26 protein-coding genes are annotated in these 25,480 nt (G+C 68.6%); 12 read left to right on the top strand and 14 right to left on the bottom strand.

Annotated features, from left to right (window positions below; all coding sequences use genetic code 11):
* Nucleotides 1-16: 16 nt before the first annotated feature.
* The 3 genes from KF780_05920 to KF780_05910 all read right to left on the bottom strand — a co-directional run bounded on the left by KF780_05920 (nt 17) and on the right by KF780_05910 (nt 2,784).
* Complete coding sequence (locus KF780_05920) at nt 17-1,153, bottom strand: glycosyltransferase family 4 protein (GenBank protein ID MBX3561334.1); 1,137 nt, start codon at nt 1,151-1,153, stop codon at nt 17-19.
* A 768-nt stretch (nt 1,154-1,921) separates the two neighbouring features.
* On the bottom strand, nt 1,922-2,191 hold the full coding sequence (locus tag KF780_05915) for a hypothetical protein (protein MBX3561333.1): 270 nt from the start codon (nt 2,189-2,191) through the stop codon (nt 1,922-1,924).
* On the bottom strand, nt 2,188-2,784 hold the full coding sequence (locus tag KF780_05910; GenBank protein MBX3561332.1) for a hypothetical protein: 597 nt from the start codon (nt 2,782-2,784) through the stop codon (nt 2,188-2,190). Before KF780_05910 ends, KF780_05915 begins: the two co-directional genes overlap by 4 nt.
* Nucleotides 2,785-3,014: 230 nt before the next feature.
* On the opposite strand from KF780_05910, the gene KF780_05905 reads away from it, so the two are divergent.
* Nucleotides 3,015-4,862: an autotransporter domain-containing protein gene (locus tag KF780_05905; protein ID MBX3561331.1), complete on the top strand. Its 1,848-nt coding sequence runs from the start codon at nt 3,015-3,017 to the stop codon at nt 4,860-4,862.
* Between the two features lie 93 nt (nt 4,863-4,955).
* On the opposite strand, the gene KF780_05900 is transcribed toward KF780_05905, so the two are convergent.
* Nucleotides 4,956-5,825: an alpha/beta hydrolase gene (locus KF780_05900; protein MBX3561330.1), complete on the bottom strand. Its 870-nt coding sequence runs from the start codon at nt 5,823-5,825 to the stop codon at nt 4,956-4,958.
* Nucleotides 5,826-5,861: 36 nt separating this feature from the next.
* Here KF780_05900 and KF780_05895 point away from each other — a divergent pair, with 36 nt between their 5' ends.
* The 9 genes from KF780_05895 (at nt 5,862) to KF780_05855 (ending at nt 14,362) form a co-directional block, all read left to right on the top strand.
* Nucleotides 5,862-7,247, top strand: coding sequence for a YdiU family protein (locus KF780_05895; protein ID MBX3561329.1), 1,386 nt, complete (start codon nt 5,862-5,864; stop codon nt 7,245-7,247).
* A gap of 66 nt (nt 7,248-7,313) precedes the next feature.
* Nucleotides 7,314-7,859 (top strand): hypothetical protein, encoded by a 546-nt coding sequence (locus KF780_05890; GenBank protein MBX3561328.1) that lies wholly within the window; start codon nt 7,314-7,316, stop codon nt 7,857-7,859.
* A 66-nt stretch (nt 7,860-7,925) separates the two neighbouring features.
* Entirely contained in the window at nt 7,926-9,341 is a 1,416-nt protein-coding gene (astD, locus tag KF780_05885) for a succinylglutamate-semialdehyde dehydrogenase (GenBank protein MBX3561327.1), read from the top strand.
* 78 nt (nt 9,342-9,419) lie between these two features.
* Nucleotides 9,420-10,028, top strand: coding sequence for a hypothetical protein (locus KF780_05880; protein MBX3561326.1), 609 nt, complete (start codon nt 9,420-9,422; stop codon nt 10,026-10,028).
* Between the two features lie 201 nt (nt 10,029-10,229).
* Nucleotides 10,230-10,598 carry a 30S ribosomal protein S13 gene (gene rpsM, locus KF780_05875; GenBank protein MBX3561325.1) on the top strand — a complete coding sequence of 123 codons (369 nt, stop codon included), beginning with the start codon at nt 10,230-10,232 and terminating at the stop codon, nt 10,596-10,598.
* Nucleotides 10,599-10,721: 123 nt separating this feature from the next.
* The gene (gene rpsK, locus KF780_05870; protein ID MBX3561324.1) at nt 10,722-11,111 is read left to right on the top strand and encodes a 30S ribosomal protein S11; all 390 of its coding nucleotides are present in this window, start codon (nt 10,722-10,724) and stop codon (nt 11,109-11,111) included.
* 89 nt (nt 11,112-11,200) lie between these two features.
* A complete protein-coding gene (locus KF780_05865) occupies nt 11,201-12,262 on the top strand; it encodes a DNA-directed RNA polymerase subunit alpha (GenBank protein ID MBX3561323.1) in 1,062 nt (353 codons plus the stop codon).
* Between the two features lie 217 nt (nt 12,263-12,479).
* Nucleotides 12,480-13,496, top strand: coding sequence for a hypothetical protein (locus KF780_05860; GenBank protein MBX3561322.1), 1,017 nt, complete (start codon nt 12,480-12,482; stop codon nt 13,494-13,496).
* A 95-nt stretch (nt 13,497-13,591) separates the two neighbouring features.
* Nucleotides 13,592-14,362 (top strand): caspase family protein, encoded by a 771-nt coding sequence (locus KF780_05855; GenBank protein ID MBX3561321.1) that lies wholly within the window; start codon nt 13,592-13,594, stop codon nt 14,360-14,362.
* 21 nt (nt 14,363-14,383) lie between these two features.
* On the opposite strand, the gene KF780_05850 is transcribed toward KF780_05855, so the two are convergent.
* Together KF780_05850 and KF780_05845 are read right to left on the bottom strand one after the other, a co-directional pair.
* A complete protein-coding gene (locus KF780_05850; GenBank protein ID MBX3561320.1) occupies nt 14,384-14,740 on the bottom strand; it encodes a hypothetical protein in 357 nt (118 codons plus the stop codon).
* A gap of 116 nt (nt 14,741-14,856) precedes the next feature.
* Complete coding sequence (locus tag KF780_05845) at nt 14,857-16,056, bottom strand: beta-lactamase family protein (protein ID MBX3561319.1); 1,200 nt, start codon at nt 16,054-16,056, stop codon at nt 14,857-14,859.
* A 130-nt stretch (nt 16,057-16,186) separates the two neighbouring features.
* Between KF780_05845 and KF780_05840 the strand changes: the two genes are divergently transcribed.
* Entirely contained in the window at nt 16,187-17,368 is a 1,182-nt protein-coding gene (locus KF780_05840) for an NAD(P)/FAD-dependent oxidoreductase (GenBank protein ID MBX3561318.1), read from the top strand.
* Nucleotides 17,369-17,442: 74 nt separating this feature from the next.
* Entirely contained in the window at nt 17,443-19,149 is a 1,707-nt protein-coding gene (locus KF780_05835) for a DEAD/DEAH box helicase (protein MBX3561317.1), read from the top strand.
* A gap of 244 nt (nt 19,150-19,393) precedes the next feature.
* Here the strand turns inward: KF780_05835 and gdhA are convergent, their stop codons facing one another.
* The 8 genes from gdhA to rplR all read right to left on the bottom strand — a co-directional run bounded on the left by gdhA (nt 19,394) and on the right by rplR (nt 25,479).
* Nucleotides 19,394-20,713 carry an NADP-specific glutamate dehydrogenase gene (gene gdhA, locus KF780_05830; protein ID MBX3561316.1) on the bottom strand — a complete coding sequence of 440 codons (1,320 nt, stop codon included), beginning with the start codon at nt 20,711-20,713 and terminating at the stop codon, nt 19,394-19,396.
* 141 nt (nt 20,714-20,854) lie between these two features.
* Nucleotides 20,855-21,376: an SRPBCC family protein gene (locus tag KF780_05825; GenBank protein MBX3561315.1), complete on the bottom strand. Its 522-nt coding sequence runs from the start codon at nt 21,374-21,376 to the stop codon at nt 20,855-20,857.
* Between the two features lie 62 nt (nt 21,377-21,438).
* Nucleotides 21,439-22,086 (bottom strand): adenylate kinase, encoded by a 648-nt coding sequence (locus KF780_05820; GenBank protein MBX3561314.1) that lies wholly within the window; start codon nt 22,084-22,086, stop codon nt 21,439-21,441.
* 36 nt (nt 22,087-22,122) lie between these two features.
* Entirely contained in the window at nt 22,123-23,496 is a 1,374-nt protein-coding gene (gene secY / locus KF780_05815) for a preprotein translocase subunit SecY (GenBank protein MBX3561313.1), read from the bottom strand.
* Between the two features lie 111 nt (nt 23,497-23,607).
* Nucleotides 23,608-24,138, bottom strand: coding sequence for a 50S ribosomal protein L15 (rplO, locus tag KF780_05810; GenBank protein ID MBX3561312.1), 531 nt, complete (start codon nt 24,136-24,138; stop codon nt 23,608-23,610).
* Between the two features lie 48 nt (nt 24,139-24,186).
* A complete protein-coding gene (rpmD, locus tag KF780_05805) occupies nt 24,187-24,363 on the bottom strand; it encodes a 50S ribosomal protein L30 (GenBank protein MBX3561311.1) in 177 nt (58 codons plus the stop codon).
* Between the two features lie 5 nt (nt 24,364-24,368).
* The gene (rpsE, locus tag KF780_05800; GenBank protein MBX3561310.1) at nt 24,369-24,899 is read right to left on the bottom strand and encodes a 30S ribosomal protein S5; all 531 of its coding nucleotides are present in this window, start codon (nt 24,897-24,899) and stop codon (nt 24,369-24,371) included.
* A gap of 226 nt (nt 24,900-25,125) precedes the next feature.
* Complete coding sequence (rplR, locus tag KF780_05795; GenBank protein ID MBX3561309.1) at nt 25,126-25,479, bottom strand: 50S ribosomal protein L18; 354 nt, start codon at nt 25,477-25,479, stop codon at nt 25,126-25,128.
* Nucleotide 25,480: the final 1 nt, after the last annotated feature.

The following is a 25,480-nucleotide window of genomic DNA, read 5'->3' as shown; positions in this document are numbered from 1 at the left end:
GCGCGCCAGGCAAAAATCACGCGCAAGCAGCAAACGCGCCGGGACGCCCGATAGCCTCTCCATAGAGCCGCGCATAGGCCGAAATCATGGCCACATCGTCATAGCGGGACGCCGCCAGCGCGCGATTGGCGGCGCCGATCGCGCGCCTCAGATCGTCGCGCTGGGCGAGGCTGTCGAGCGCGTCGGCGAAGGCGGGCTCGTCGAGCGGATCGACGATCAGCGGCAGATTGTCGTCCGACAGGATGTGCAAGACGTCGCCCACCTGCGTCGTCACCGCCGGCAGCCCCGCCGCCATCGCCTCGACCAGCGAAATCGGGAATTGCTCGCTGTCCGACGACAAAGCGAAGATGTCGAAATGGCCGATCCAGCGGGCGGGATCGGCGAGGAAGCCAGGCATCAGGACGCGATCCGCCACGCCCCGCGCCCGCGCCTCGGCGGCGATCGCCTCGCTCTCCGGCCCCGCGCCGACGATGACGAGGCGCGCGGCCTTGTGCTCTATCGCGGCGAAAGCGCGGACCAGGCGGGGCAGATTCTTGACCTTGCGCAGGCCCGCGACCGTGCCGATCACGATCTCGCCCGGGCGCCGCTCGAAGCCGGGGATCGCGCCAGGCGCGGGCGGCTTCGCATAGCGCCCGACCGGAATGCCGTTCGGGATGCGCGTCACGCGGCGATCGGGCTGCACCCAATCCCATACGGCGATGTCGGCGAGGCGCTGGGACGGGACGACGAGGCGGAAGACGGCGGGCAGACCGAGCCGGCGATAGAGGCTGCGCGCGGTCTTGAGCCTGACCGCCTCGTCCTCGTTGAAGCCGTCCTCGTGATGGACGATCGGAGGTCCGCCAAACAGCCGCCGCGCCATCACCGCGTCGAACGCGCCCCAATTGTAGGTCAGCACCAGATCGAAGCCGCGCATATAGGCGGCCAGCGCCTTCAGCCGCCCCGGCGTCGGGCGCCCGGCGAGCGGCGGCGCGTCGGTCGGGAAGGCGACCGCGATCCCCTTGTCGATCGCGGCGCGGGCGTCGAGCCGGTCCGGCATGGCGCTGAGGATGCTGTGCTCGGCCGCATCGCCGAACGCATTCATCAGCCGCACCGCCCGCGCCTCCTTGCCGCCCAGCGAGAAGGTCGAATGACAATGAAGGATGCGCACGGCCATGCGCGCTTATGACCCAGCCGAAGGCCGAGGGCCAGCGGGAGGCCGGCGTCAAAGGTCACACAAAAGTCGCACCAGGAAAAGGTGCGCGCGGCGGCGTTGCGGGGCGCGAAAGTTGACGAAGTTGACGCCCCGTCGGGGTGGGGCGCCTCTCCCGCGAGGATAGTCATGGCGGTGACTGTGGGGATGGACGGTTCAAGGAGCCGGCGAACCGGCGCCGGAGCCCGATTCGGGGCGAGAGTGACAGAGGATTTCCTACATTGGAAGCGGGGGGGGCGGAGGGCGGATTTGGTTCCCGCCCTTCGACTGACTTGCAGGCGCTCAGGGTAAACCTGGCCTTCGGCCAAGGCGCGAAGACGCGAAGGGGCCGAACGCTTCCCGACATCCGCGAATAGCCCCCGGCCGCTTCACCTCACCGACCTCTTTGCGTCTTCGCGTCTTTGCGTGAAATCTGTCTGAAGACTGCGTGACCGTGCTGTCGCCTGGATCAAGGGCGCTGCGCGCCAACCGGAAACCGCTACAGATGGGCGCTCATGGCAGGTTCGACGCGTCGGCTAAATATATACTGTCCCCAATTTCCCCCCAATTTCCCACTCCCTTGCAGAGCGAGGGATTGCCGCACCTGTGGTCGGTTTCAGTTGATTTGAATTCCCTGACCCGTTCGGGCTGAGCTTGTCGAAGCCCTGTCCTTTTCTTCCGTCGCGAAGAAAGGACAGCCCTTCGACAAGCTCAGGGCGAACGGTGAAAGTGTTTCATCTCGATAAAAAGATTCTACACCTGATGCGGCATGCGCTCCGGCTGGGCTTCCAGTTCGTCGACTTCCTGCCAGAGCACGTCGAGCAGGCCGGTCAGCTCGGCGATGTGGGGGACGTCGTGGCGGCGGGCGCAGCGATATTTGCGGGTGAGCATCGAGACTTCGGCGAGGATCAGGCGGGCGACCTCGCCATGGGCGTCGAGCGAAGGGATCGCTTCGAACGCGGCGAAGGCGTCGGCGCGGGCCATCGCCTCGGACTCGCGGACCTGACCGGCATGGGCGTTCATGTGAGGCTCTCCAGCAAGGCGGCGAGCCGGGCGTCCACGCCCCATTGTTCGCCGAACATCAGATAGGCGGCGAGGGCCCCGGCCAGCGCCAGGACAAGCAGGGCGGCCAGCGTCCACGGCCAGTGCCGGGACCGGCGGCGGCGCGGGCGCGGCGCTTCGACCGGCGCGGCATGCGCGGCGGGCGCGACGGCGCTGAGCAGCAATTCGGGCTCCGGCGCGGGGGCCGGCGCGGGCATCGGCGCCGGGGCATCCGCATCCGGCACCGGCCGCAGCGCGGGGCCGAGCTTGCCGCGTGCCAGCACGACGCGCTGCTCCATCAGATCGTGCCTCCGCGCATCGATCTCGCGGCCGATATCGTCCAGCTCGGGATCGGGAATGGTTTCGATGAAGCGGGCGAGCTCGCGGTCGAGGCCGACCAATTCGTCTATCGCCGCCATGACGCCGCGCCGGTCTTCCCGCTCCATGGCGAGCTGAAGACGCATCACCTGCATGTTGCTGGCGCGCAGGAAGGTGAGCCCGCGGGCGAGATCGGCGGCCATCGCCGCGCCGTTTGCCTGCCCGAATTCGGGCGAACCCCGCACATTTTCGCGCAACAATTGAGCGCCCTCCCAGCCTTGGGAGGCGAATTGGGGTGAAGCGCGCGGCTTCCCGCAAGAGGACGGAGCCGATCTGTTTCGGGCATGCGACGAAAATGGGAAAGGTGAGGCTTTTCAGTGACAAGCCGTTGAGGTTCGGCGACCGGGCCGCGCGCGACTCTTGCCAGCCAGAGACTTTGGGCGCATCCCTTACTGACAAGAATGTACAGATTGAGGGGAGGCCTGACATGACCAAGTTCACCAGGGCGATGCTGTGCGCCGGCGCGGCGATCGCGACCGCCATGAGCCTGGCCGCGCCGGCCTCCGCCCAGCGCGTCGGCAAGATCGTCGCCTTCGGCGATTCCTATGCCGACGACGGCAATCTCTTCGAACTGCTCGGCATCGCGCCGCCCGCCGTCTATCCGCGCGGGCGCTTCAGCAACGGCACCAATTTCGTCGACACGATGGGCCAGGCGCTCAACGTGCAGATCGACAATTTCGCGATCGGCGGCGCCTTCACCGGGCCGGGCAACAGCGGCTTCGACAATATCAACGGGCCGGGCATTCCGGGCTTCGTCGCCGAATGGCAATCCTATCTGGCCGGCGGCGGCCCGGCCGCGTTCCCGCGCACCAACGGCACCTTCGCGCCGGACGACCTGATCGTCATCTCGATCGGCGGCAACGACGCGCGCTATTATCGCGTGACCGGCGGCACCGTGGCCGGAGCGCCGGCGGCGGCGGCGATCAGCGTGGCCGAGGCGACGGCGGGCATCAACGCCCTGGTCAATGCCGGGGCGCGCAACATCACCTTCCTCGCCGGCGACGTCGGCCGGCTGCCGGAAGTGGCCGGCACGCCCGCCGCGGCGCCCGGCACCGCCTTTTCCGCCGCCTTCAACGCCGGAATGCGCACCCAGCTCGGCACTCTCGCCAATCAGGGCGTGATCGTGAACTATCTCGATCTCAACCTGATCGGCGACAAGGTGGCGGCCAATCTCGCCGCCTTCGGGCTGGACAGCGCGGGCGCCTGCCCGATCGCCTGCGTCACCACCAATCCGGAGTTGCTCGACCGCTATCTCTTCTATGTCGATCAGGTGCACCTGACCTCGGCCGGCTTCGCGATCGTCGGACGCTATGCGCTGCGCCAGCTCGAGGCGCCGCTCCACCTGGAGGCGCAGGCCGATCTCGGCCTGCTTGCCGCCAATGCCTTCGGATCGACGCTGCAGGGCCGGATGGACCTGTCCGACAGCCGCTTCGGCGCGGCTTCGCAGCGCGGTCTCAATCTCTATGTCAGCGGCAATACGGCCGGGCTGACCCGCGCGCCGGCGATGATGCGGCTGGGCTATTCGATGGACGTGTTCGGCGGCACTTTGGGCGCGGAATATGACACGGGCGCGGGCGCGATCTTCGGCGCAGCGGTCAATTATTCGCGCTCCGAAGCCGACATGGACACCGGGACCGGCCGGGCCGAGGCGCGCGCCTGGCAGGTCGGCCTCTATGGCGGCTGGGCGAGCGGCGGCGCCTTCGTCCAGGCCCATGCCGGCTATGGCTGGCTCGATTACGACATCACGCGCGACGCCGTGATCGACACGATCGCGGCCGAGCCGGGCGGCAATGTCGTCACCGCCGGGGCGCGGGCGGGCTATCTGTTCGGCCTGGGCGGCTGGCGGGTCGGGCCGGTGATCGGGCTGCACTATGCCGAGGCCGATGTGGACGCCTTCACCGAGACGGGCGACGCGGCGCTGACCCTCGACGTGCGCGAGCAGGGGATCAAGAGCCTGGTCGGCAGCCTCGGCCTGGAGGCAAGGGGCGAGCTGGACATAAGCGGGCTCGCGGTGCGGCCCTATGCGGCGGCGACCGTGGAGCGCGAGTTCGACGGGGACGGGCGCACCCTCCTCTATTCGCTCACCGCCGCGCCGGAGATCGTCAACCGCTGGGTGCTGCCGGAGCGGTCCGACGACGTGTACGGGCGAATCACGGCGGGCGTGAATTTCAGCCTGGGCGAGCGCGTAAGCCTGCAGGTGCAGGGATCGACCTCGATCAGCCGCGACGACGGCAATGACGTGGCGGGATTCCTGGCGCTGCGGCTGGGGCTGTAGCGGCTCGAACCACTTTCCGTCATTGCGAGGAGCGTCAGCGACGAAGCAATCCAGCCATACTGGATTGCTTCGCTACGCTCGCAATGACGGGGACTATGCTTTCGCCGACAATATCCGTGCCAGCAAAGCGTCGATCGCGGCGACGGATTCCGGCTCGTCCAGCGTGGGGGCGTGGCCGACGCCGGGGACGGTGACGACCTCCAGCTCCGGATGTTCGGCCCGCATGCGCTCGGCCGTCTCGACGCTGAGCAGATCGGTGAGCTCGCCGCGCAGCAGGGTGACGGGCCGGCCGGCCAGCGCGCGGAAGGCGGGCCACAGATCGACGCCGACCTCGCCGCCAGGCACCTTGAACGGCTCGGCGATCCGCATGTCGTAATCGAACACGATCCGGCCGTTCTGCCCGAGCCTGGCGACGCGCTTGGCATAGACCAGCCACTGGTCGATGTCCCAGCCGGGATAGCGATCGCCCTGCGCCTCGCCGATGGCGCGCGCCGCGTGCATCCAGGTCGGCCAGTTCTGCGGCCGGCCGACATAGGAGCGGATATGCTCCAGCCCGCGCGCCTCCAGCACCGGGCCGATATCGTTGAGCAGCACGCCGGCGATCCGCTCCGCGCCGCCCATCGCCAGCAGCATCGACATGATCCCGCCCAGCGATGTGCCGAACAGGACGAAGCGCTCCAGCTTCAGCTCGGCGATCAGCGCCTCGAGATCCTGGAGATAGGTGAGCGGCACATAGCTCATCGCATCCTTGGCATAGCCGCTCTCGCCGCGCCCGCGCAGGTCCACGCAGATCACCCGCCAGTCGCCGGCGAGCCGGCCGACGACGCCTTCGAAATCGCGCGCGTTGCGGGTCAGGCCGGGTATGCACAGGATCGGCGGACGGCTCGCATCGCCGGTATAGTCGCGATAGTGAAGCCGAAGGCCATCGTTCGACCACCAATAGCCATCGGACCAACCCGCCATGCCGCACCCCTTTGAAACCGTGCCCCGTATCCACCGATGACCACGCTTCCGCAACCCGGCGCGTACCGGCCCGATCCCGCCATCCTGTCACTCGGCGCGGATTATTACGATCCCGTCGAGGCAGCGGCCTTTCCGCAGGCGATCCTCCGCTTTCGCAACGATCGCTGGGCGGCTTCGGTGGGACTGGCGGGGTTGAGCGACGCCGAGTGGATCGCGCATTTCGGGCGGTTCGAGGCGCTGCCGGACAATCTGCCGGAGCCGCTGGCACTCAGATATCACGGGCATCAGTTCCGCGTGTACAATCCGGACATCGGCGACGGGCGCGGCTTCCTGTTCGCGCAGCTGCGGGACGGGAACGGGCGGCTGCTCGATCTCGGCACCAAGGGATCGGGGCAGACGCCCTATAGCCGCTTCGGGGACGGGCGGCTGACGCTGAAGGGCGCGGTGCGCGAGCTGCTGGCGACCGAGATGCTGGAGGCGCTGGGCGTCGAGACCAGCAAGAGCTTCTCGCTGATCGAGACGGGCGAAGCGCTGGAGCGCAACGACGAGCCCTCCCCCACACGCGGTGCCGTGCTGGTGCGGCTCAGCCATGGGCATATCCGGATCGGCAGCTTCCAGCGCCTCGCGACGATCGGCGAGACGGCGAATATCGGGAAGCTCGCCGACTACTGCCTCGGGCACTTCTTCGGGGAGGAAAGGGGCGAGGATGCCCCGCAAAGACTGCTGCGCCATGTCGTCAGGGGCGCGGCGCGGCTGGCGGGGAGCTATATCGCCGCCGGCTTCGTCCATGGCGTGCTCAATTCCGACAATATCAACGTCACCGCCGAGAGCTTCGATTACGGCCCGTGGCGCTGGACACCATACTGGGAGCCGCATTTCACCGCGGCCTATTTCGATCATGCCGGGCTCTATGCGTTCGGCCGCCAGCCCGAGGCGATCCACTGGAATCTGGTGCAGCTCGCCATCGCCTTGCGGAGCGTCGCCGAAGCCGATGTGCTGACGGCGGAGCTGGAGGCGTTTCCGCGCCTGTTCCAGGAGGGGTTGCGCGACGCGGTCTTCGCCCGGCTCGGCATCGCGCCAGGCGAACTGGGCGAGGACATGAAGCTGGTCGCGGCCATCGAGGAGGCGCTGGGGCACCGCGCGGTCACGATCGACCGCTTCTTCTTCGACTGGCGCGGCGGGGCGCCGCGCAATTCCCTGCCCGCTTATGACGATTTCGCGGAGTTGCGGGCGCTGATGGCGCGCCAACGGCCGCTGCCGGGCGCGGCCGACCACGCTTACTGGTCCGATGCGGAGCCCTGCGCGATGCATATCGACGAGGTCGAGGCGATCTGGGCCCGGATCGACGAAGCGGGCGACTGGTCGGCCTTCCATGCCAAGATCGCCGCGCTCCGGCGCATGGGCGAGGCGCACCGGCTTTGAACCAGAGGCATCTTGCCAAGCCGGGGGCGTCAATGTGATGCTCTCCCGACAAGCGAGGGGGGGAACATGCTGTTCGAGATGATGGCCGGCGCGGCTCTGGCCGCTGCCGCGATGCAGGACGATACGGCCTTCTCCACCTTCGACAACGGCATTCCGGGCTGGACCGTCGTCCGCCGCACCGACGGCTGCTTCACCTTTTCCGATGCCTCGAGCACCATCGTCACCGTCTTCTACAGGACGAGCAAGGACGGCGACCCGCTGCTGCTGCTGTTCTCCGATCCGGCCTGGATGGTGCGGGAGGAAAATGTCGCAGGCTACCGCGTCCAGTTCGTCGGCGCGTCCGGCGACTGGGTCGATCTCAGCGGCTCCACCTTCCCGGACGAAGGCGAACCGGGCGAGGAGAAAAGAGGCGTCGTCACCATGCCGTTCAGCGCCGACGCGATCGGACCGATGCTGACCGATTTCGCCGAGGCGTCCAGCCTCAATTTCTACCGCGACGGCCGGCTGCTCGCCCGCGTTCCGCTCGACAACAGCGCCCGCGCCATGCGCCGGCTGCTCGATTGCGCGCGCGCCGCCGGCGGCCAGAACGTGCCGTCCCTCCCGACGCGCTGAGGCGGCGGCGGGCCGCCCGTCCGCAAATGCTTGAAAAATCCGCGCATCCCGGCAAGTAGGGCGCACATGGCCAGCCTCACATCGACAGAACCCGCCACCGGCGCGACCCTCTGGACGGGAGAGATCGGCGACGTCGATGCCGAGATCGCCGCCGTCCGCGCCGCCTGGGCAGGCTGGGCGGCCCGGCCCTTCGCCTATCGCGTCGAGACTTTGCGCCGCTTCGCCAATGCCGCGCGCGCCAAGCTGGAGTCTTTCGCCGACCTGATCGCCCGCGAGACCGGCAAGCCGCTCTGGGAAGCCCGCAGCGAGGTCGAGATCGTCATCAAGAAGGTCGATATTTCGGTGGCGGCCTATGCCGAGCGCACCGCGCAGCGGCGGCTGGAAGGCGCGATGGGCGCGCGTGTGTCGGTCCGCCACAAGCCGCATGGCATGCTCGCCGTGCTGGGGCCGTACAATTTTCCCGCGCACCTGCCGAACGGCCATATCGTTCCGGCGCTGCTGGCCGGCAACGCGATCGTCTTCAAGCCGAGCGAGAAGACCCCGGCGGTCGGCGAATATCTCGCCGCCCTCTATCACGAGGCGGGCGTGCCCGAAGGCGCATTGCGGCTCGTCCAGGGCGGGCCGGAAACCGGCAAGGCGCTGGCCACACATCCCGGCCTGGACGGCCTGCTCTTCACCGGATCGGCGCGGGCCGGCGGCGCGCTCGCCCGCCAGTTCGCCGAGACGCCGGGCAAGATGCTGGCGCTGGAGATGGGCGGCAACAATCCGCTCGTCGTGTGGGACGCGAAGGACATCCAGGCCGCCGCGACGATCGCGGTGCAATCCGCCTTCCTTTCCGCCGGACAGCGCTGCACCTGCGCGCGCCGGCTGATCGTGCGCGACGGCGATCACCAGCCGTTGATCGAGGCGATCGTCAAGCTGACGGAGCGGCTGATCGTCGATCATCCGCACGCCGATCCGGCGCCGTTCATGGGCCCGGTGATCGACAATGACGCGGCGGACGGCCTGCAGGCGGCCTTTCTCGACCTGCTCGGCAAGGGCGGCCGCGCCATCCGTCGGCTCGACCGGCCCCATGCCGACAAGCCCTTCCTCACCCCGGCGCTGATCGACGTCACCGATGTCGAGCAGCGTCCCGATGCCGAATTGTTCGGACCCGTCCTGCAGGTGATCCGGGTGGACGATTTCGATGCCGCGATCGCCGAAGCGAACGCGACCCGCTACGGCCTGTCCGCCAGCCTGGTGGGCGGGAGCCCCGATCTCTACGACCGGTTCTGGGCGAATGTCCGCGCCGGCGTCGTCAACTGGAACAACCCGACCAACGGCGCGCCCTCGACCGCGCCGTTCGGCGGCATCGGCCTTAGCGGCAATCACCGCCCGAGCGCTTATTATGCCGCCGATTATTGCGCCTATCCGGTAACCAGCTCGGAAGCCGATACGGCGCGCGCGACGATCAGCGTGGGGCTGGCGGACCCGGCGCGCTGATCCGGGCGATCCCCACGCGCTTCGAAATGCGCGCGGCTCATGTTATGAAGGCCTTGGGGGGCAATGATGGAGAGCGCCATGAAACGCCCTGTCCCGACCCTTGGCATCATTGTCGGCCTGACCGTTCTTTCGTTCGCCGCGCCGGCCGGCGCGCAGCCCGAGGAGCGCCGACCAAGCCCCGGATTCCGGGGCGAGGCGATCATCTATCGCGACGTCGGATTTGCCGGCCCCGCAGTCAACGTCAGCCGGGCCGAGCCCGATCTCCGGCTCGCCTGGCCGGTGCGTTCGATCCGGGTGCGCCAGGGTCGCTGGGAGCTGTGCACCCTCTCCAATTATCGCGGGCGCTGCACGACCGTAGATCGCGACTCGGCGGACCTGCGGCGCCAGGTCAATTTCCTCGACCGGGTGGGCTCGATGCGCCCGCTGCCCGGCGGCTGGCAACCGGAGCCGCCCGCGCAGGAGCGTTCGCTGCGCGGCATGGCCGCCGAATTCTTCCCCGCGCCGGTCCGCAACGGCCGTCGCGTGCCGGCCTGCGAGCGCGGCCAGGCGACCGCCAATTGCGCGGCGCAGACCGCCGACCGCTTCTGCCGCGAGCGCGGCTGGAACGGCTCGGCCCGCGAAGCGCTCGAAACGGTGAACCGGCAGGTCTTTCTCGCCGACACGCTGTGCACGCGCACGGGGCGCTGACAGCGCTGTCAGAATCGGATGGAAGGCGCTTCGGGAGCGCTTGACTCCTCCTGTCGCACAACCTATCTGCGCTCCATCCCGTTAACCGGTCCTCCGGCGGCGCACCTGTGCGCGCGTCGGCTTTGCCTGTTTGCGGGTTTTTCGAAGCGCTGAGATGGGCCGCTCCGCCATGCGGCCCGTGGAGCAGGAGAATAGAAGAATATGGCACGTATCGCGGGCGTCAACATCCCGACCAACAAGCGCGTCGAGATCGCGCTGACCTACATCCACGGCATCGGCCGCACCAAGGCCAAGGCCATCACCGCCAAGCTGGGCATCCCCGCCGAGCGCCGCGTCCAGGACCTGACCGACCAGGAAGTCCTGCACCTGCGCGAGACGATCGACGCCGACCACATGGTCGAGGGCGACCTGCGGCGCGAGACGGCGATGAACATCAAGCGGCTGATGGATCTGGCCTGCTATCGCGGGCTTCGCCATCGCAAGGGCCTGCCGGTCCGCGGCCAGCGCACGCACACCAACGCGCGCACCCGCAAGGGCAAGGCCAAGCCGATCGCCGGGAAGAAGAAGTAGCAGCTTCTTCTCCGCCGGAGGCATCCGGCTTCAAGCAAGGGCAGGGCTTCGACAGGCTCAGCCCGAACGGGTTTCAGGGGGCACGCAACACGGCCCCCGAACGGATCAGGGAATTAAAGTCAGATGGCACGTGAACCGCAGCGCCTCCGCCGTCGCGAGCGCAAGAACATCACCGCCGGCGTCGCCCATGTGAACGCCAGCTTCAACAACACGATGATCACCATCACCGACGCCCAGGGCAACGCCATCGCGTGGTCGTCGGCCGGCATGATGGGCTTCAAGGGCAGCCGCAAGTCGACGCCCTATGCCGCCCAGGTCGCCGCCGAGGACGCCGGCAAGAAGGCCGCCGAGCATGGCGTGCGTACGCTCGAGGTCGAGGTGAAGGGTCCGGGCTCGGGCCGCGAAAGCGCGCTGCGCGCCCTCCAGGCGGTCGGCTTCACGATCACCTCGATCCGCGACGTGACCCCGATCCCGCACAACGGCGTCCGCCCCTCCAAGCGCCGCCGCGTCTGATTCCGGCGCGCCCGCCCCGGCGGGCCGCCGCACAGTTTCGAGATACCCAGGGAAGCCGTCCCAGCTTCCCCAACAGCCAAGGGAACATCATGGCCGTCAACGCAAAGAACTGGCAGGAAATGAAGAAGCCCAACGCGCTGGAGAAGAAGGCCGGAGGCGACAGCCGCCGCAAGGCCGCGTTCGTCGCCGAGCCGCTCGAGCGCGGCTTCGGCCTGACGCTCGGCAACTCGCTCCGCCGCGTCCTCCTCTCCTCGCTCCAGGGCGCCGCCGTCACCTCGATCAAGATCGAGGGCGTGCTGCACGAGTTCAGCAGCCTCGCGGGCGTCCGCGAGGACGTGACCGACATCGTGCTCAACGTGAAGCAGATCGCGCTCAAGATGGAAGGCGAAGGCGCCAAGCGGCTCCAGCTTTCCGCCACCGGCCCGGGCGAGGTGACCGCCGGCCAGATCGCGGTGACCGGCGACATCGAGGTGATGAACCCCGATCTCGTCATCTGCCACCTCGACGAGGGCGCGACGCTGAACATGGAGCTCGTCGCCGAGACCGGCAAGGGCTATGTCGCCGCCGCCGCCAACCGCCCGGCCGACGCGCCGATCGGCCTGATCCCGGTCGACGCGCTGTTCAGCCCGGTGCGCCAGGTCAGCTACAAGGTCGAGAACACCCGCGTCGGGCAGGAGCTCGACTATGACAAGCTGACGCTGACCGTCGACACGGACGGCACGGTGAGCCCGGACGACGCGCTCGCTTATGCCGCGCGGATCCTGCAGGACCAGCTCCAGCTCTTCGTCCATTTCGACGAGGGCATGGTGAGCGTGCCGACCATGGCCGGCATCGCCGCGCCGAGCGCCGAGCAGAGCGAGGCCGACGCCAACCAGCTCAACCGCTACCTGCTCAAGAAGGTGGACGAGCTGGAGCTGTCGGTGCGCAGCGCCAACTGCCTCAAGAACGACAACATCATCTATATCGGCGACCTGGTCCAGAAGACCGAGGCCGAGATGCTCCGCACGCCGAATTTCGGCCGCAAGTCCCTGAACGAGATCAAGGAAGTGCTGGCGAGCATGGGCCTGCGGCTCGGCATGGACATCCCCGGCTGGCCGCCGGAGAATATCGAGGAAATGGCCAAGAAGCTCGAGCAGGAATTGCTGGGCTGAAGCCTGCGCCAAGCGTGACATGCGAAGGGCCGTCCCGATGGGGCGGCCCTTTTTCTTTGGCGGGGCCGCCGCCGCGCGAAACCGGCGCCGCTTACCCTGATCGTGGGATGACGGACGCGGGCAGGCGCACGAGACAGGATCGCCCCGGAAAGCCTTTGCGCTGTTCCGGCGGCGCGGGACGGGATCGCACGATCGTGCGCCAGAGGGGGAGAACCAAGTGAAAAAGCAATTGCTGATGTCGGGCTTCGCGCTCGCAACCATGTTCGGCGCCGTCGGCGCGCAGGCGGCGGAGATCAGCATCACGCCGCGTTTCGGGCTCTATTTCGACAATACCGAGCAACGCCAGTCCGGTTTCGGCGGAATCGAGACCACGGCCGATACCGATCTGGCCGATCTCGACGAACTGATCCGGATCCTGGACCCGACCGCGCCGGGCTTCACGCTGACGCCGGGCGAAGGCGCGGGCGCGTCCACCCAGGTGCTCTTCCCGCTGTTCGGCGCTTCGGTCACGATCGGCGGCGAACGCACCCAGGTCACCTTCACCGGCCTCTACGGCAAGGCGACCGGAACGATCCGCACGATCACCACCCAGACGCTGACGCTGGAGGCGTTCGGCTTCGAGGCGACCGACCAGCTGGTGACGGCGACGACCGGCAATTCCAGGTACAAGCGCCTCGACCTCGAACTGACCGCCCAGCATCGGCTCAACGAAACCTTCGCGCTGATCGGCGGCGTCCGCTACGAGCGTGTGACCGGCCGGGGCACGTTCACGGGGACGACCACCTCCTCGTCGAACATCTCGAACCTGATCAGCCTCGCGGCCGGCGACGGCGATATCGACATCGGTATCGGCAGCCAGGCGCAGACCTTCATCAACACCAGCGAAAGCGAGACCTATTCGATCCGCGCCGGCGCCGCGGCCTTCGTGCCGGTCAGCCGATCGGTGCTGACCTATGTGAACGGGCTGGTGCATCTCAGCCACTCGCCCGCGTCCGGCGGCACCACGATCCTCACCACCCCGGACGGCCAGGTGTCCACGGCCGAAAGCCGGATCGGCGGGGAAACCGCATTCGGCCCGGACATTTCGGTGGGCATGCTGCTGCGCATGAGCGACAATGTGGCACTTGACCTGCGCTACCGGGGCATCTTCTATTTCCCGATATCGGGACCCAGGTCGCTCGACGACCCGCGGGTCAATCACGGTCTGAATATCGGCCTGACCTTCTCCTTGTAGAGGCAGGCGGGGGAGAGCCGCATATGAGAGCACGAGCGCAAGCCACGAAGCGATGGATCCTGCTGGGGCTTGCGCTCGTCGCCGCTTTCGCCTCCGTGCCCGCCAGCGCCGAGGTGCGGGCGCTGGTGCTGGCGATCAGCTATGACGGGGCCGAAAATACCGAACTGCGCCTCGCCAACACCCTGGTCGACGGCCGCGCCATCGCCCGCTCGCTGCGCCAGGCCGGGCTGACCGACGTGCGGCTCGTCGAGGAGCCGGACGAACGGCGCTGGGAGCAGGAGCTGGCCGGCTTCATTGCGCGCCTGGCGCCGGCGGACATCGCCCTGGTCTATTATGCGGGCCACGCCATCCAGGTGTCGGGGCGTAACTATTTCCTGACCGCCGACGGCACCGCGCTGATCGACGTGGAGCAGGTGATGCCCCGGCTGACCGAGCGGGCGCGCGGCACGGTGATGATCATCGACGCCTGCCGCAACAATCCCTTCCAGCGCAATGCGCCTTCGCAGACCGTGCGCATCGACCGGCCGGAAAGCGACACCCGCGACATCGCGACCGTGTCGATTCCCGAGCTCCAGGCCTCGCATCGCGGCCTCAGCCAGCTCGGCAATCTGCGCGGCCTGTCGGCGGTGGTGCTGTTCTCGACCGAGCCGGGCAATGTCGCGGAGGACGGCACGCCCGGCGCCGGCAGTCCGTTCGCCAATGTCGCCGCGACGGAGCTGCGCCGCCGCCAGTCGCTCGACACCGCCTTCCGGCGGATCGCCGTCGCGGTGAACCGATCGACCCAGGGCCGGCAATCGCCGTGGCGCCAGGGCGACCTGCCGTTCGACGTCTATGTCGCGGGGATGCAGAGCTTCCCGGTTCCCTGAGCTTTCGCGCCAGGACGCAGCCTAGCGCGCCCGCTCCTCGCACGAGACGGCCGCGCGGGCGCCGTCGTGCATCGTCCAGCGCCCGTCATGATGGCGGACGAGCCGCATGTCGTCCTTGGCATGGACGACGCTGCCGTCGGCCGCCGGACGATGGGTGTCGAGCATCACCGGATCGCCGCCGGCGGGCGTGACCTGCAGCCGGCCATCGCGCGCCAAGGCGTCGATATCGAGACCGCCGCAGCGCAGATTGACGCCGCTCGCCTCGGGCGGGGGCCGATAGGTCAAGGGCCGTTCGTCGCCGCAGGCCGCGAGCCCGGCGAGCAGCAGGACGGCGAGGCCAAGAGAGGCTCGGGCGGACGACATGAACGGATGCGACATCGTGACTCCTGCGACTGACCGGACGCCCCAAGGCCGGCGCCGCCCGCAGGGTTAGGCGGCCCGCGCACATGCTGGCAAGCATGGTGTCCCGTTATGGCGTTGCGCGCGCGCCCTCCTCAATCGTCCGGCGCGCGGGGGACGGGGGGGAGCGCGGTGTTGCCCCAGCCATAGGCGTCGGCGACGGTGCGCTGGATGGCGGCGGCCAGCGCGCCGCCATTGTCGCCGTTGGTCATGATCACCAGCCCTTCGCGCGCGCCGTCCAGGAAGGCGACGAAGCGGCACTGGAAGCCTTCGTTCGAGCCGCCATGGGTGACGATCGTGCGCCCGTCGCTGTTGCCGACCATCACGCCGAGGCCGTAATGGGCCTGCACCGGCGCCGTCATCGCCCGGGCGCTCCGCCAGGTGAGCAGCGTGCCGCGCCGGCCGGCCCAGGAGTCCTGCAGCGCGATCAGGAAGCGGCCATAGTCCGCGGGCGTCGTCCACAGGCCGGCGGCGGCCAACTCGGGATAGGTGTTGGCGCCGCCCGGCACCGGCACGCCTTGGCCGTTGTGGCCGTGGGCAGCGTTGGCCGGCAGGCGCTGATCGAAGGTCGAGCGGGTCATCCGGGCGGGGCGCAGCACGGCATCGCGCATGGCCCGGGCGAAATCGCCGCCCGCCTGCTCGGCGATCAGAAGCTGCGCGACGCTGTAGCCGCCGCCCGAATAAGCGAGCTGCGCGCCCGGCACGGCGAAGGCGCGGACCGCGGCGGTGTTGGCGGGCGCTCGCCCGGCAAGGCTGTCGGCGATGCGCGGCGCGCCCGCGCCGGCGGCATAGCCGGGATAGCCGGCGACGCTGAGCCCGGCGGTGTGGCTGAGCAGGCGGCGCAGGGTGACGCGCTCGGGGCTGGCCTCCGGCGCATCGGGCACGCGCCAGCCGCGCAGGCGCTGGTTGACGTCCTCGTCGAGCGACAGGCGACCGCGATCGACCAGGCGCAGCGCGCCGGCGGCGGCGACCGCCTTGCTCATCGAGGCGGCCTGGAAGAGCGTGTCGGGCGTGGCGACGCGGCCCGAGCCGGCGACCGCCTCGCCATAGGCGCGGGTCCATTTGACCCGGCCATTTTCGATATAGGCGACGCTGACCGCCGGCACGTTGCGCTCCGCCATGCGCCGGGCGAGCGGCGCCGGGCCGTCGCCGGGAACGCGCGGGCCGGGCAGCGGCACGACGCGCTGCTCCAACGCCTCGATCGCGGCGCGGTCGCGGTCGTTCAATGTGGCGGCCGACGCCGCCGTGCCGAACGCGGCGGCGAGCGCCAGGACGAACCCGTTCAGAATGCGCATGAAAGCCCCTCCCCGCGTGTGTTGCCGGACTAAAGCAGGGCGGCGGGGCTCCGGCAAGGCGGGCATGCTGATCGATCTTGCGCTTTTGATGGAGGGTGACGCGGCCATATCGGCCTGCCATGAGCGCGGCATGACGGCGCCCACCACCTATGACGCGATCATCCTCGGCGCGGGCGGCGCCGGGTTGATGTGCGCGGGGGTGGCGGGGCAGCGCGGGCGGCGGGTGCTGGTGATCGACCATGCCGAGCGGCCGGGGAAGAAGATCCTGATCTCCGGCGGCGGGCGGTGCAACTTCACCAATGTCCACACCGCGCCCGACCGCTTCCTCTCCGCCAATCCGCATTTCGCCAAGTCGGCATTGGGACGCTACACGCCGGCCGACTTCATCGCGCTGGTCGATCGCTACAAGATCGCCTGGCACGAGAAGACGCTGGGGCAGCTCTTCTGCGACGGTTCGGCGAAGGAGATCGTCGGGCTGCTGATGGCCGAATGCGCGAAGGGAAATGTGCGGATCGCGCTGGGGCGCCCGATCGCGGAGGTGCGCCATGCGGACGGGCTTTACACGGTGCGATACGGCGACGAGGCCGCGACGGCGCCGGCGCTGGTGATCGCGACCGGCGGGCCGTCGATCCCGAAGATGGGCGCGACCGGCTTCGCCTACGATCTCGCCCGGCAATTCGGGCTCAAGGTGGTGGAGCCGCGCCCGGCGCTCGTGCCGCTGACGCTGAGCGGCGAGGATCTGCTGTTCCGCGAGCTGTCCGGCGTTTCCGCCGAGGTGGTGGCGCGGGCGGGCAAGGCGGCGTTTCGCGAGGCGGCATTGTTCACGCATCGCGGTTTATCAGGGCCGGCGATCCTGCAAATCTCCTCCTATTGGCGCAAAGGCGAGGAGATCGGCGTGGATTTCCTGCCGGGCCAGGCGGCGGACTGGCCGGTCGCGGCCAAGCGCGCGCGGCCGAAGACGCATTTCCACACCCTGATCGGCGAGCTGCTGCCGGACCGGCTGGCCGAAGCGCTGGCGAAGAGGATCGGCCTGCGGGGCGAGCTCGCCAACCTGCCCGACGCCAAGCTGCGCGCGGCGGCGGCGCGGCTGGCCGACTGGCGCTTCCGGCCCAATGGCAGCGAGGGCTTCGCCAAGGCGGAGGTGACGGTGGGCGGGATCAGCACCGCCGATCTCTCCTCGCAGACGATGGAGGCCCGCAAGGTGCCCGGCCTTTACGCGATCGGCGAGGCGGTGGACGTCACCGGATGGCTGGGGGGCTATAATTTTCAGTGGGCATGGGCTAGCGGGTGGGCCGCCGGGCAGGCGCTGTAGGGTGAGTCCCAGCCTTTGCCCGCATGACATGGTGCGCGGGCGCGCTCCGCGCCGACACCGCAACTGGACGACATATGACATTCGAACATCTTCCGCCGCTGCTCGGCGAGGCACTTGCCGCGCGCGGCTATGCGGCGCCGACGCCGGTGCAGGCCGCCGTACTGGAGGCCGAGGCCGATGGCCGCGACCTCATCGTTTCCGCCCAGACGGGCTCCGGCAAGACCGTCGCCTTCGGCCTCGCCATCGCGCCGCAATTGCTGGAGGGCGGCGCCCTTCCTCCGGCCGGCGCGCCGCTGGCTTTGGTCATCGCGCCGACGCGCGAGCTGGCGCTCCAGGTCAGCCGCGAGCTGATCTGGCTCTACGGCAAGGCGGGCGCGCGGATCGCGACCTGCGTCGGCGGGATGGACCCGTCGAAGGAGCGCCGCAACCTGTCCCACGGCGCCCATGTCGTGGTCGGCACGCCGGGACGGCTGCGCGACCATCTGGAGCGTGGCGCGCTGGACCTTTCGGCGCTGCGGGTCGCCGTGCTCGACGAGGCGGACGAGATGCTCGACATGGGCTTTCGCGAGGATCTGGAGGAGATCCTCGACGCGACGCCACAGGAACGGCGCACCCTGCTCTTCTCCGCGACCATGCCGAAGCCGATCGTGGCGCTCGCCAGACGCTATCAGCGCGACGCGCTGCGCATCTCGACGATCGGCGAAGAGCGCGGCCATGGCGACATCACCTATCAGGCGATGACCGTGGCGCCGGCCGAGATCGAGCATGCGGTGGTCAACCTGCTGCGGCTGCACGAAGCGGATTCGGCCCTTTTGTTCTGCGCCACGCGGGACAATGTGCGGCGGCTCCATTCCAGCCTGACCGAGCGCGGCTTCAACGCCGTGGCGCTGTCCGGCGAGCACAGCCAGAGCGAGCGCAACCATGCGCTGCAGGCGCTGCGCGACGGGCGCGCCCGCATCCTGGTCGCGACCGACGTGGCGGCGCGGGGGATCGACCTGCCGAAGCTCAGCCTGGTCGTCCATGTCGAGCTGCCGCGCGACGCGGAGACGCTCCAGCACCGTTCGGGGCGCACCGGACGGGCGGGCAAGAAGGGCATCGCCGTGCTCATCGTCCCCTATCCGCGCCGTCGCCGGGTCGAGGTGGTGATGCGCGGCGCGCGGATCGAGACGCAGTGGATCGCGCCGCCGACGCCGGCGGACATCGCGCGGGCCGACCGCGAGCGGATGCTGGCGGCCCTGCTCGCGCCGGTCGAGATCGAGGACGAGGATCGGGAGCTGGCCGCGCGGCTGCTCGAAGAGAAATCGCCCGAGGAGATCGCCGCCGCCTTGGTCCGCACGCATCGCGCCCGGCTGCCGGCGGCGGAGGAATTGTCCGACGCCAGTACCAGGCCGCAGCGCCCCGAGGGGCCGCGCCCCGGCTTCGAGGACACGATCTGGTTCCGGATGGATGTCGGACGGCGGCACAACGCCGATCCGCGCTGGCTGCTGCCTTTGCTGTGCCGGCGCGGGCACATCACCAAGAGCGAGATCGGCGCGATCCGGATCGCGGCGAACGAGACGATGTTCGAGGTGCGGCGCGAGGCGGCGGGCAAGTTCGCCGCGGCCTTGAAGCGGACTGCGGGCCGGGACGCGGACGGCGAGGGCGATATCCGGATCGAACCGGTGCAGGGGTCGCCGCGCGAGGCGGCGCGGGCGAACCGGCGCGGCGGTGGGCCGCCGCCGGCGCGGCATCAGGCCAAGCCGTATCGGAAGGGAGCGAAGGCGAAGGGGCGGCGAGGGTAGCTCCGGGGATTTCTCCCGCACCGTTCGCCCTGAGCTTGTCGAAGGGCTGTCCCTCCTTGCGGCAGAAGAGAAGGGCAGGGCTTCGACAAGCTCAGCCCGAACGGGTGTGAGGGGAATGGGCTAGCGTCGCGGCAAAGCCGCGCCGTCGGTCGGGTTCGGCGGAGCCGACCCGCCGTCCGGTTTTCCGCCTCTCTTCGCTTAAGCCGGAAACCGCATTCGCGTTTTCCGGCTTAAGCTCGGGGCTTCAAACGACCCCAAACGCCAGCATCGCGTCCGCGACCTTCTTGAAGCCGGCAATGTTCGCGCCCTTCACATAGTCGGTATAGCCGCCGCCGCGGTCGCCATATTCCAGGCAGCTTTTGTGGATGCCCTCCATGATGTCCTTGAGCATCTGCTGGAGCTCGCTTTCCTTCCAGGCGCGGCGCTCGCTGTTCTGGCTCATCTCCAGGCCGGAGACGGCGACGCCGCCGGCATTGGAGGCCTTGCCGGGGGCGTAGAGGAGCTTCGCGTCCTTGAAGACGTGCACGCCCTCCAGGTCGGTCGGCATGTTGGCGCCTTCGCTGACGCCGATACAGCCGTTCTTGACCAGGGTGCGCGCATCCTCGCCGAGCAATTCGTTCTGGGTCGCGCAGGGGAGCGCCACGTCGCATGTCACGCCCCAGGGCGTTTTGCCCTCGTGGAAGGTCGCGTTCCTGTATTCCTCGGCATAATCGGCGATCCGGCCGCGCCGGCGGGTCTTGTGGGCCTTCACCCAGTCGATCTTCTCCTGGGTGATGCCGTCCGGATCGTGGACGAAGCCCTGGCTGTCGGACAGGGTCAGCACCTTGCCGCCCAATTGGTTGATCTTCTCCGCCGCATGGGTCGCGACATTGCCGGAGCCGGAGATGACGGCGGACAGGCCGGTGAGATCGCGGTCCTTGGTCTTCAGCATGTTCTCGAGGAAATAGACCGCGCCATAGCCGGTCGCCTCCGGGCGGATCAGCGAGCCGCCATATTCCATGCCCTTGCCGGTCAGGACGCCGGTGAACTGGTTGGTGATCCGCTTGTACTGGCCGAACATGTAGCCGATCTCGCGCCCACCGACGCCGATATCGCCCGCCGGCACGTCCACGTCTGCGCCGATATGGCGGTAGAGCTCGGTCATGAAGGACTGGCAGAAGCGCATGATCTCGCCGTCCGACTTGCCCTTCGGATTGAAGTTCGCGCCGCCCTTGCCGCCGCCCATCGGCAGGCCGGTCAGCGCGTTCTTGAAGGTCTGCTCGAAGGCGAGGAACTTGAGGATGCTCTCGTTCACGCTGGGATGGAAGCGGATACCGCCCTTATAGGGGCCGATCGCATTGTTGTTCTGGACGCGATAGCCGCGCTGGACGCGGATATTGTGATTGTCGTCCTCCCAGCAGACGCGGAAGGAAACGATCCGGTCGGGCTCGGCGATGCGGCGCAGGATCTGCCAGCGATGATAATCTTCCTTGTCGTCCATGAACTCGAAAATGTCCTCGGCCACCTCCTGGACCGCCTGGACGAATTCGGGCTGGCCCGGATTGCGCCGCTTCACGCCCTCCATGAAGCCCGAAAGATCGACATGCTCGCTGGCACCCGTGCTCATACCCTACCCCCTCGCTCATATGATGACGCGCCGGCCGGAGAACCGGAGTCGCGCGGCGCCGGAGCATAGCATTTTTTCGGCGATTCCAAGCCTTCCCGCTCAGCGCGTCAGATGCGCGCGAAGGCCATCGAGTTGCAGCGCCGTGACCCGGTCCACGATCGGCGCGAAACCCTCCGGGCCGGGGCCGCGGATCAGGCCGCCGACGAGGTAGTTCATGACGATCTCCGTGCCGCCGCCCTCCGCCGGCGCGAAGGCAAAGGTGAGCGTGCCCGTCACGGCTTCGCCCTGCAGCGGGCCGAGCGCGGCGTTGAGGCGCAGCATTTGCCCCGGCTGGGCGAAGACGACCCGGCCATGCTCGACCGAGCCGCCCGAACCGGGCAGCGCCTCGCAGAAGCAGCCGCCGGCGCGCGGGTCAAGCGTCATGTTCGCCGCTGCGCCGGACCAGCTGTGATCGCTCGGCCACCACTGGCCGATCCGTGCCAGCGCCGCATACGCCTCGGCCGGCGGGGCGGGCACGGTGACGCGATTTTCGACCTCGAAGCCGGCGGCGGAGACGGATTTGACCTCGCCGGCCGCGGGCGCGGCAAGCGCCAAGGCGGCGGTCAGGATCGCGATGCGCATGATTCTTCCCCTCCCTGCCAAGCAAGGAAAGCATCGTTTGAACGATCGTTCAAGTGCTGCGGTCAGCCGTCCAGGATCGCGTCCACGGCGGCGCCGACTTCGGCGATGGTGCCCATGCCGTCGACGCGGCGGACAAGGTCGCGCGCTTCGTAGAGCGGCAGGATCGGTGCGGTCTTGGCCCGATATTCGGCCATGCGGGTACGCACCGTCTCCTCATTGTCGTCCGGCCGGCGCTTGAAGTCGTGGCCGCCACATTCGTCGCAAGTGCCGTCCACCGCCGGGCGCTTGTAGCGGTCGTGATAGCCCTCGCCGCAGCTTGCGCAGGTGAAGCGGCCGGTGATGCGATCGACCAGGGCGTCCTCGTCCACCTCCAGCTCGATCACATGATCGAGCGCGCGGCCATGCTTCGCCAGGATGTCCTCAAGCGAGTCGGCCTGGGCGGCGGTGCGCGGATAGCCGTCGAATATCGCGCCGGTGTCCGGGCCCATCTCCGCCAGCTTGTCGTCGATCAGCGCAGAGACGATCTCGTCGGAGACGAGCTCGCCCGCCTCCATCACCGCCTTCGCCTTGAGCCCGACCGGCGTGCCGGCCCTGACGGCGGCGCGCAGCATGTCGCCGGTGGACAGCTGGACCATGCCGCGATCGTCGACCAGCCGGTCCGCCTGCGTGCCCTTGCCGGCGCCCGGCGGCCCGAGCAGGATGATGTTCATCGCCGTCATGATCCGACCCCCGCTTGCGCCACGCGGCTAGACGCGCCGCGGTCCCCCGCTCTTCAGCTTCGCCTTCTTGATGAGGTCGCCATATTGATGCGCCAGCAGGTGGCTCTGGATCTGGGTCACCGTGTCCATCGTCACATTGACGACGATGATCAGGCTGGTGCCGCCCAGATAGAAGGGGATGCCCGCCCGCGCGATCAGATATTCCGGGATGAGGCAGGTCAGCGTCAGATAGGACGCGCCGACCACGGTGATGCGGGTGAGCACGTAATCCAGATATTCCTGGGTGCGCTTGCCCGGCCGGATGCCCGGAATGAAGCCGCCATGCTTCTTCAGATTCTCGGCCGTCTCCTCCGGATTGAAGACGACGGCGGTATAGAAGAAGCAGAAGAAGACGATCAGCGCGCCATAGAGGAACATGTAGAGCGGCGCGCCGTGCTGCAGCGACGTCGTGAGCGTGATCATGAACTCGCCCCAGACGGTATCCGCTTCCTGCTGCTGACCGGCGAATTGCGCGATGGTCAGCGGCATCAGCAGCAGCGACGAGGCGAAGATCGGCGGGATCACGTTCGCGCTGTTGACCTTGAGCGGCAGGTGGCTGCGCTCCTGCTGGATCTGGCCGCGCGCGCTCTGGCGCTTGGGATACTGGATCAGCACCCGGCGCTGCGCGCGTTCCATGAAGCAGATGAACAACACGAGCGCGACCGCCAGCGCCATGATGACGAAGATGATGAACGGATCGAGGCTGCCGGTGCGGCCGCCTTCGAACAGCTGGGCGAGCGCCGTGGGCAGCTGGGCGACGATGCCCGCCATGATGATGAGCGAGATGCCGTTGCCGACCCCCCGGCTGGTGATCTGCTCGCCCAGCCACATCAGGAACATCGTGCCGCCGACCAGGCTGATCACCACGGTGATGCGGAACATCATGCCGGGATCGATCACCGCCGACTGGCCGGAGCCGGCACCCCAGCTTTCCAGCGCCACGGCCATGAAATAGCCCTGGATCGTGCAGAGCAAAACGGTGCCGTAGCGGGTGTACTGGTTGATTTTCTTGCGCCCGCTCTCGCCCTCTTTCTTGAGGGCCGCGAGCGTCGGCGACATCGAGCTGGCGAGCTGCATGACGATCGACGCGGTGATGTAGGGCATCACGCCCAGCGCGATCAGGCTCATGCGCTCCAGGCCGCCGCCCGAGAACATGTTGACGAAATCGAGCACGCCGCCGCGCGTGGTATCGAACAAGGCGGCCAGCGAGCGCGGATCGATGCCGGGCAGCGGCACGAACGACAGCAGGCGGAAGACGACGAGCGCGCCGAGCGTGAACCACAGCCTTTTCTTGAGCTCGGTCGCCTTGGCGAAATTCGCCAGGTTGAGATTGGCGACCATCTGGTCGGCGGTGGATGCCATGGGTCGTTCTTGCCTTGCAAAAGATGAAAGCGGCGGCGGGCCGTTCGACCCCCCGCCGCTTCATATAGTGACCGGTTCCGGCTTGTCAGCCTTTACCGCAAGCGACGGGGTTCAGGCCTGTGCCTTCTTGGCCCGGCGCTCGCTCTTGCCCTTCTTGGCGGCGGCCTTGTCGGCGGCCGGCACGATCTCGATAACCTCGACGGAGCCGCCGGCCTTCTCGATCGCCTCGCGCGCGCCCTTCGAGACGCCCGCGACCTTGAAGCTGAGCTTGGCGGTCAGCGCGCCCTTGCCGAGCAGCCGGACCCCGTCCTTGCCGCCGCGCGCCACGCCCGCCGCCTTCAGCGCGTCATGATCGACGACACCCTTGGCATCGAGCTTCTTGGCATCGACCAGCTTCTGGACCGCGCCCAGATTCACCTCGGCATAATCCTTGGCGAACGGATTGTTGAAGCCGCGCTTCGGCAGCCGCATGTGGAGCGGCATCTGGCCGCCCTCGAAGCCCCAGATCGAGACGCCCGAGCGGCTCTTCTGGCCCTTCTGGCCGCGCCCGGCGGTCTTGCCCAGGCCCGAGCCGATGCCCCGGCCGACGCGCACCCGGCTCTTGCGGGCGCCCTTGTTGTCGCGGATGTCGTTGAGTTTCATCGTCTTTGCACTCGCTTTCGCTTTTGTCGCGCAGGATCGGAGGAGGACTTAGCCCTCGACCGTCACCATATGCCGCACCGCTCGGATCATGCCGCGCACCTCGGGGGTGTCGTCCAGCTCGACCGTCTTGTGCATCTTGTTCAGGCCCAGGCCGGCGAGCGTCGCCCGCTGGTCCTTGGTGCGACGGATCGGAGAACCCGTCTGGGTGATCTTCAGCTTCGCCATCTCGCTCACTCCGCGACCGCTTCGGCCTGAGCCTCGGCTTCCGCCGCGGAGAGCCCTTCGCGGCGCGCCATCAGGTCGGCGATCTTCTTGCCCCGGCGCTGCGCGACGCTCTTGGGCGAGGTCTGCTCGCCGAGCGCCTCGAAGGTCGCGCGGATCATGTTGTAGGGGTTGGACGTGCCGATCGACTTGGTGACGACATCCGCCACCCCCAAGCTCTCGAAGACCGCACGCATGGGGCCGCCGGCGATGATGCCGGTGCCGGCCGGGGCCGAACGGACATAGACGCGGCCGGCGCCGAAATGGCCGAGACCGTCATGGTGCAGGGTGCGGCCCTCGCGCAGCGGCACGCGGACCATCGCCTTCTTGGCCGCCGCGGTCGCCTTGGAGATCGCCTCCGGCACTTCGCGGGCCTTGCCGTGGCCGAAGCCGGCACGGCCCTTGCCGTCGCCGACCACCACGAGCGCCGCGAAGCCGAAGCGCTTGCCGCCCTTCACCGTCTTGGAGACGCGATTGATGTGGACGAGCTTCTCGATCAGCTCCTCGCCGCCCTCCTCGTCGCCGCCACGGCCGCCACGGCGATTGTCGTCGCGCCGGCCGCCACGGCCGCCACGATCGCCGCCGCCACGGCCCCGGCCGCCGCGCGGACCGCGCGGGCCGCGGCCTTCGGGGCGATCGCCGCCTTCGGCCGGAGCCTGAACCGGCGCGGCCTCGGGGGCTGCTGCCTCGCCTTCAGGGGTCTGGGTGTTTTCGTCGGACATGTCTTTAGAACTCCAATCCGCCTTCGCGGGCGGCGTCGGCAAGCGCCTTCACGCGACCGTGGAACAGGAAGCCGCCGCGATCGAAGACGACCTTGGTGATGCCGGCGGCCTTGGCACGCTCGGCGAGCCGCTTGCCCACGGCCTGCGCGCTGGCGACGGTCGCGCCGGTCTTGGCACGGGCGTCCTTCTCCAGCGTCGAGGCGGACGCGATCGTGCGGCCCTCGCCATCGACGATGACCTGCGCATAGATGTGCCGGCCCGAGCGATAGACGCTGAGGCGGGCGCGGTCGCCAGCACGCTGGCGGAGCGACGTGCGGACGCGCTGGCGCCGCTTATCGAAGTTGTTGATCTTCGCCATG

It is taken from the genome of Sphingomonas sp. (genome assembly GCA_019635535.1).
In the GTDB taxonomy this organism is placed as follows: Bacteria; Pseudomonadota; Alphaproteobacteria; order Sphingomonadales; family Sphingomonadaceae; genus Allosphingosinicella.
This window is presented reverse-complemented; position numbering and strand designations above follow the sequence as displayed.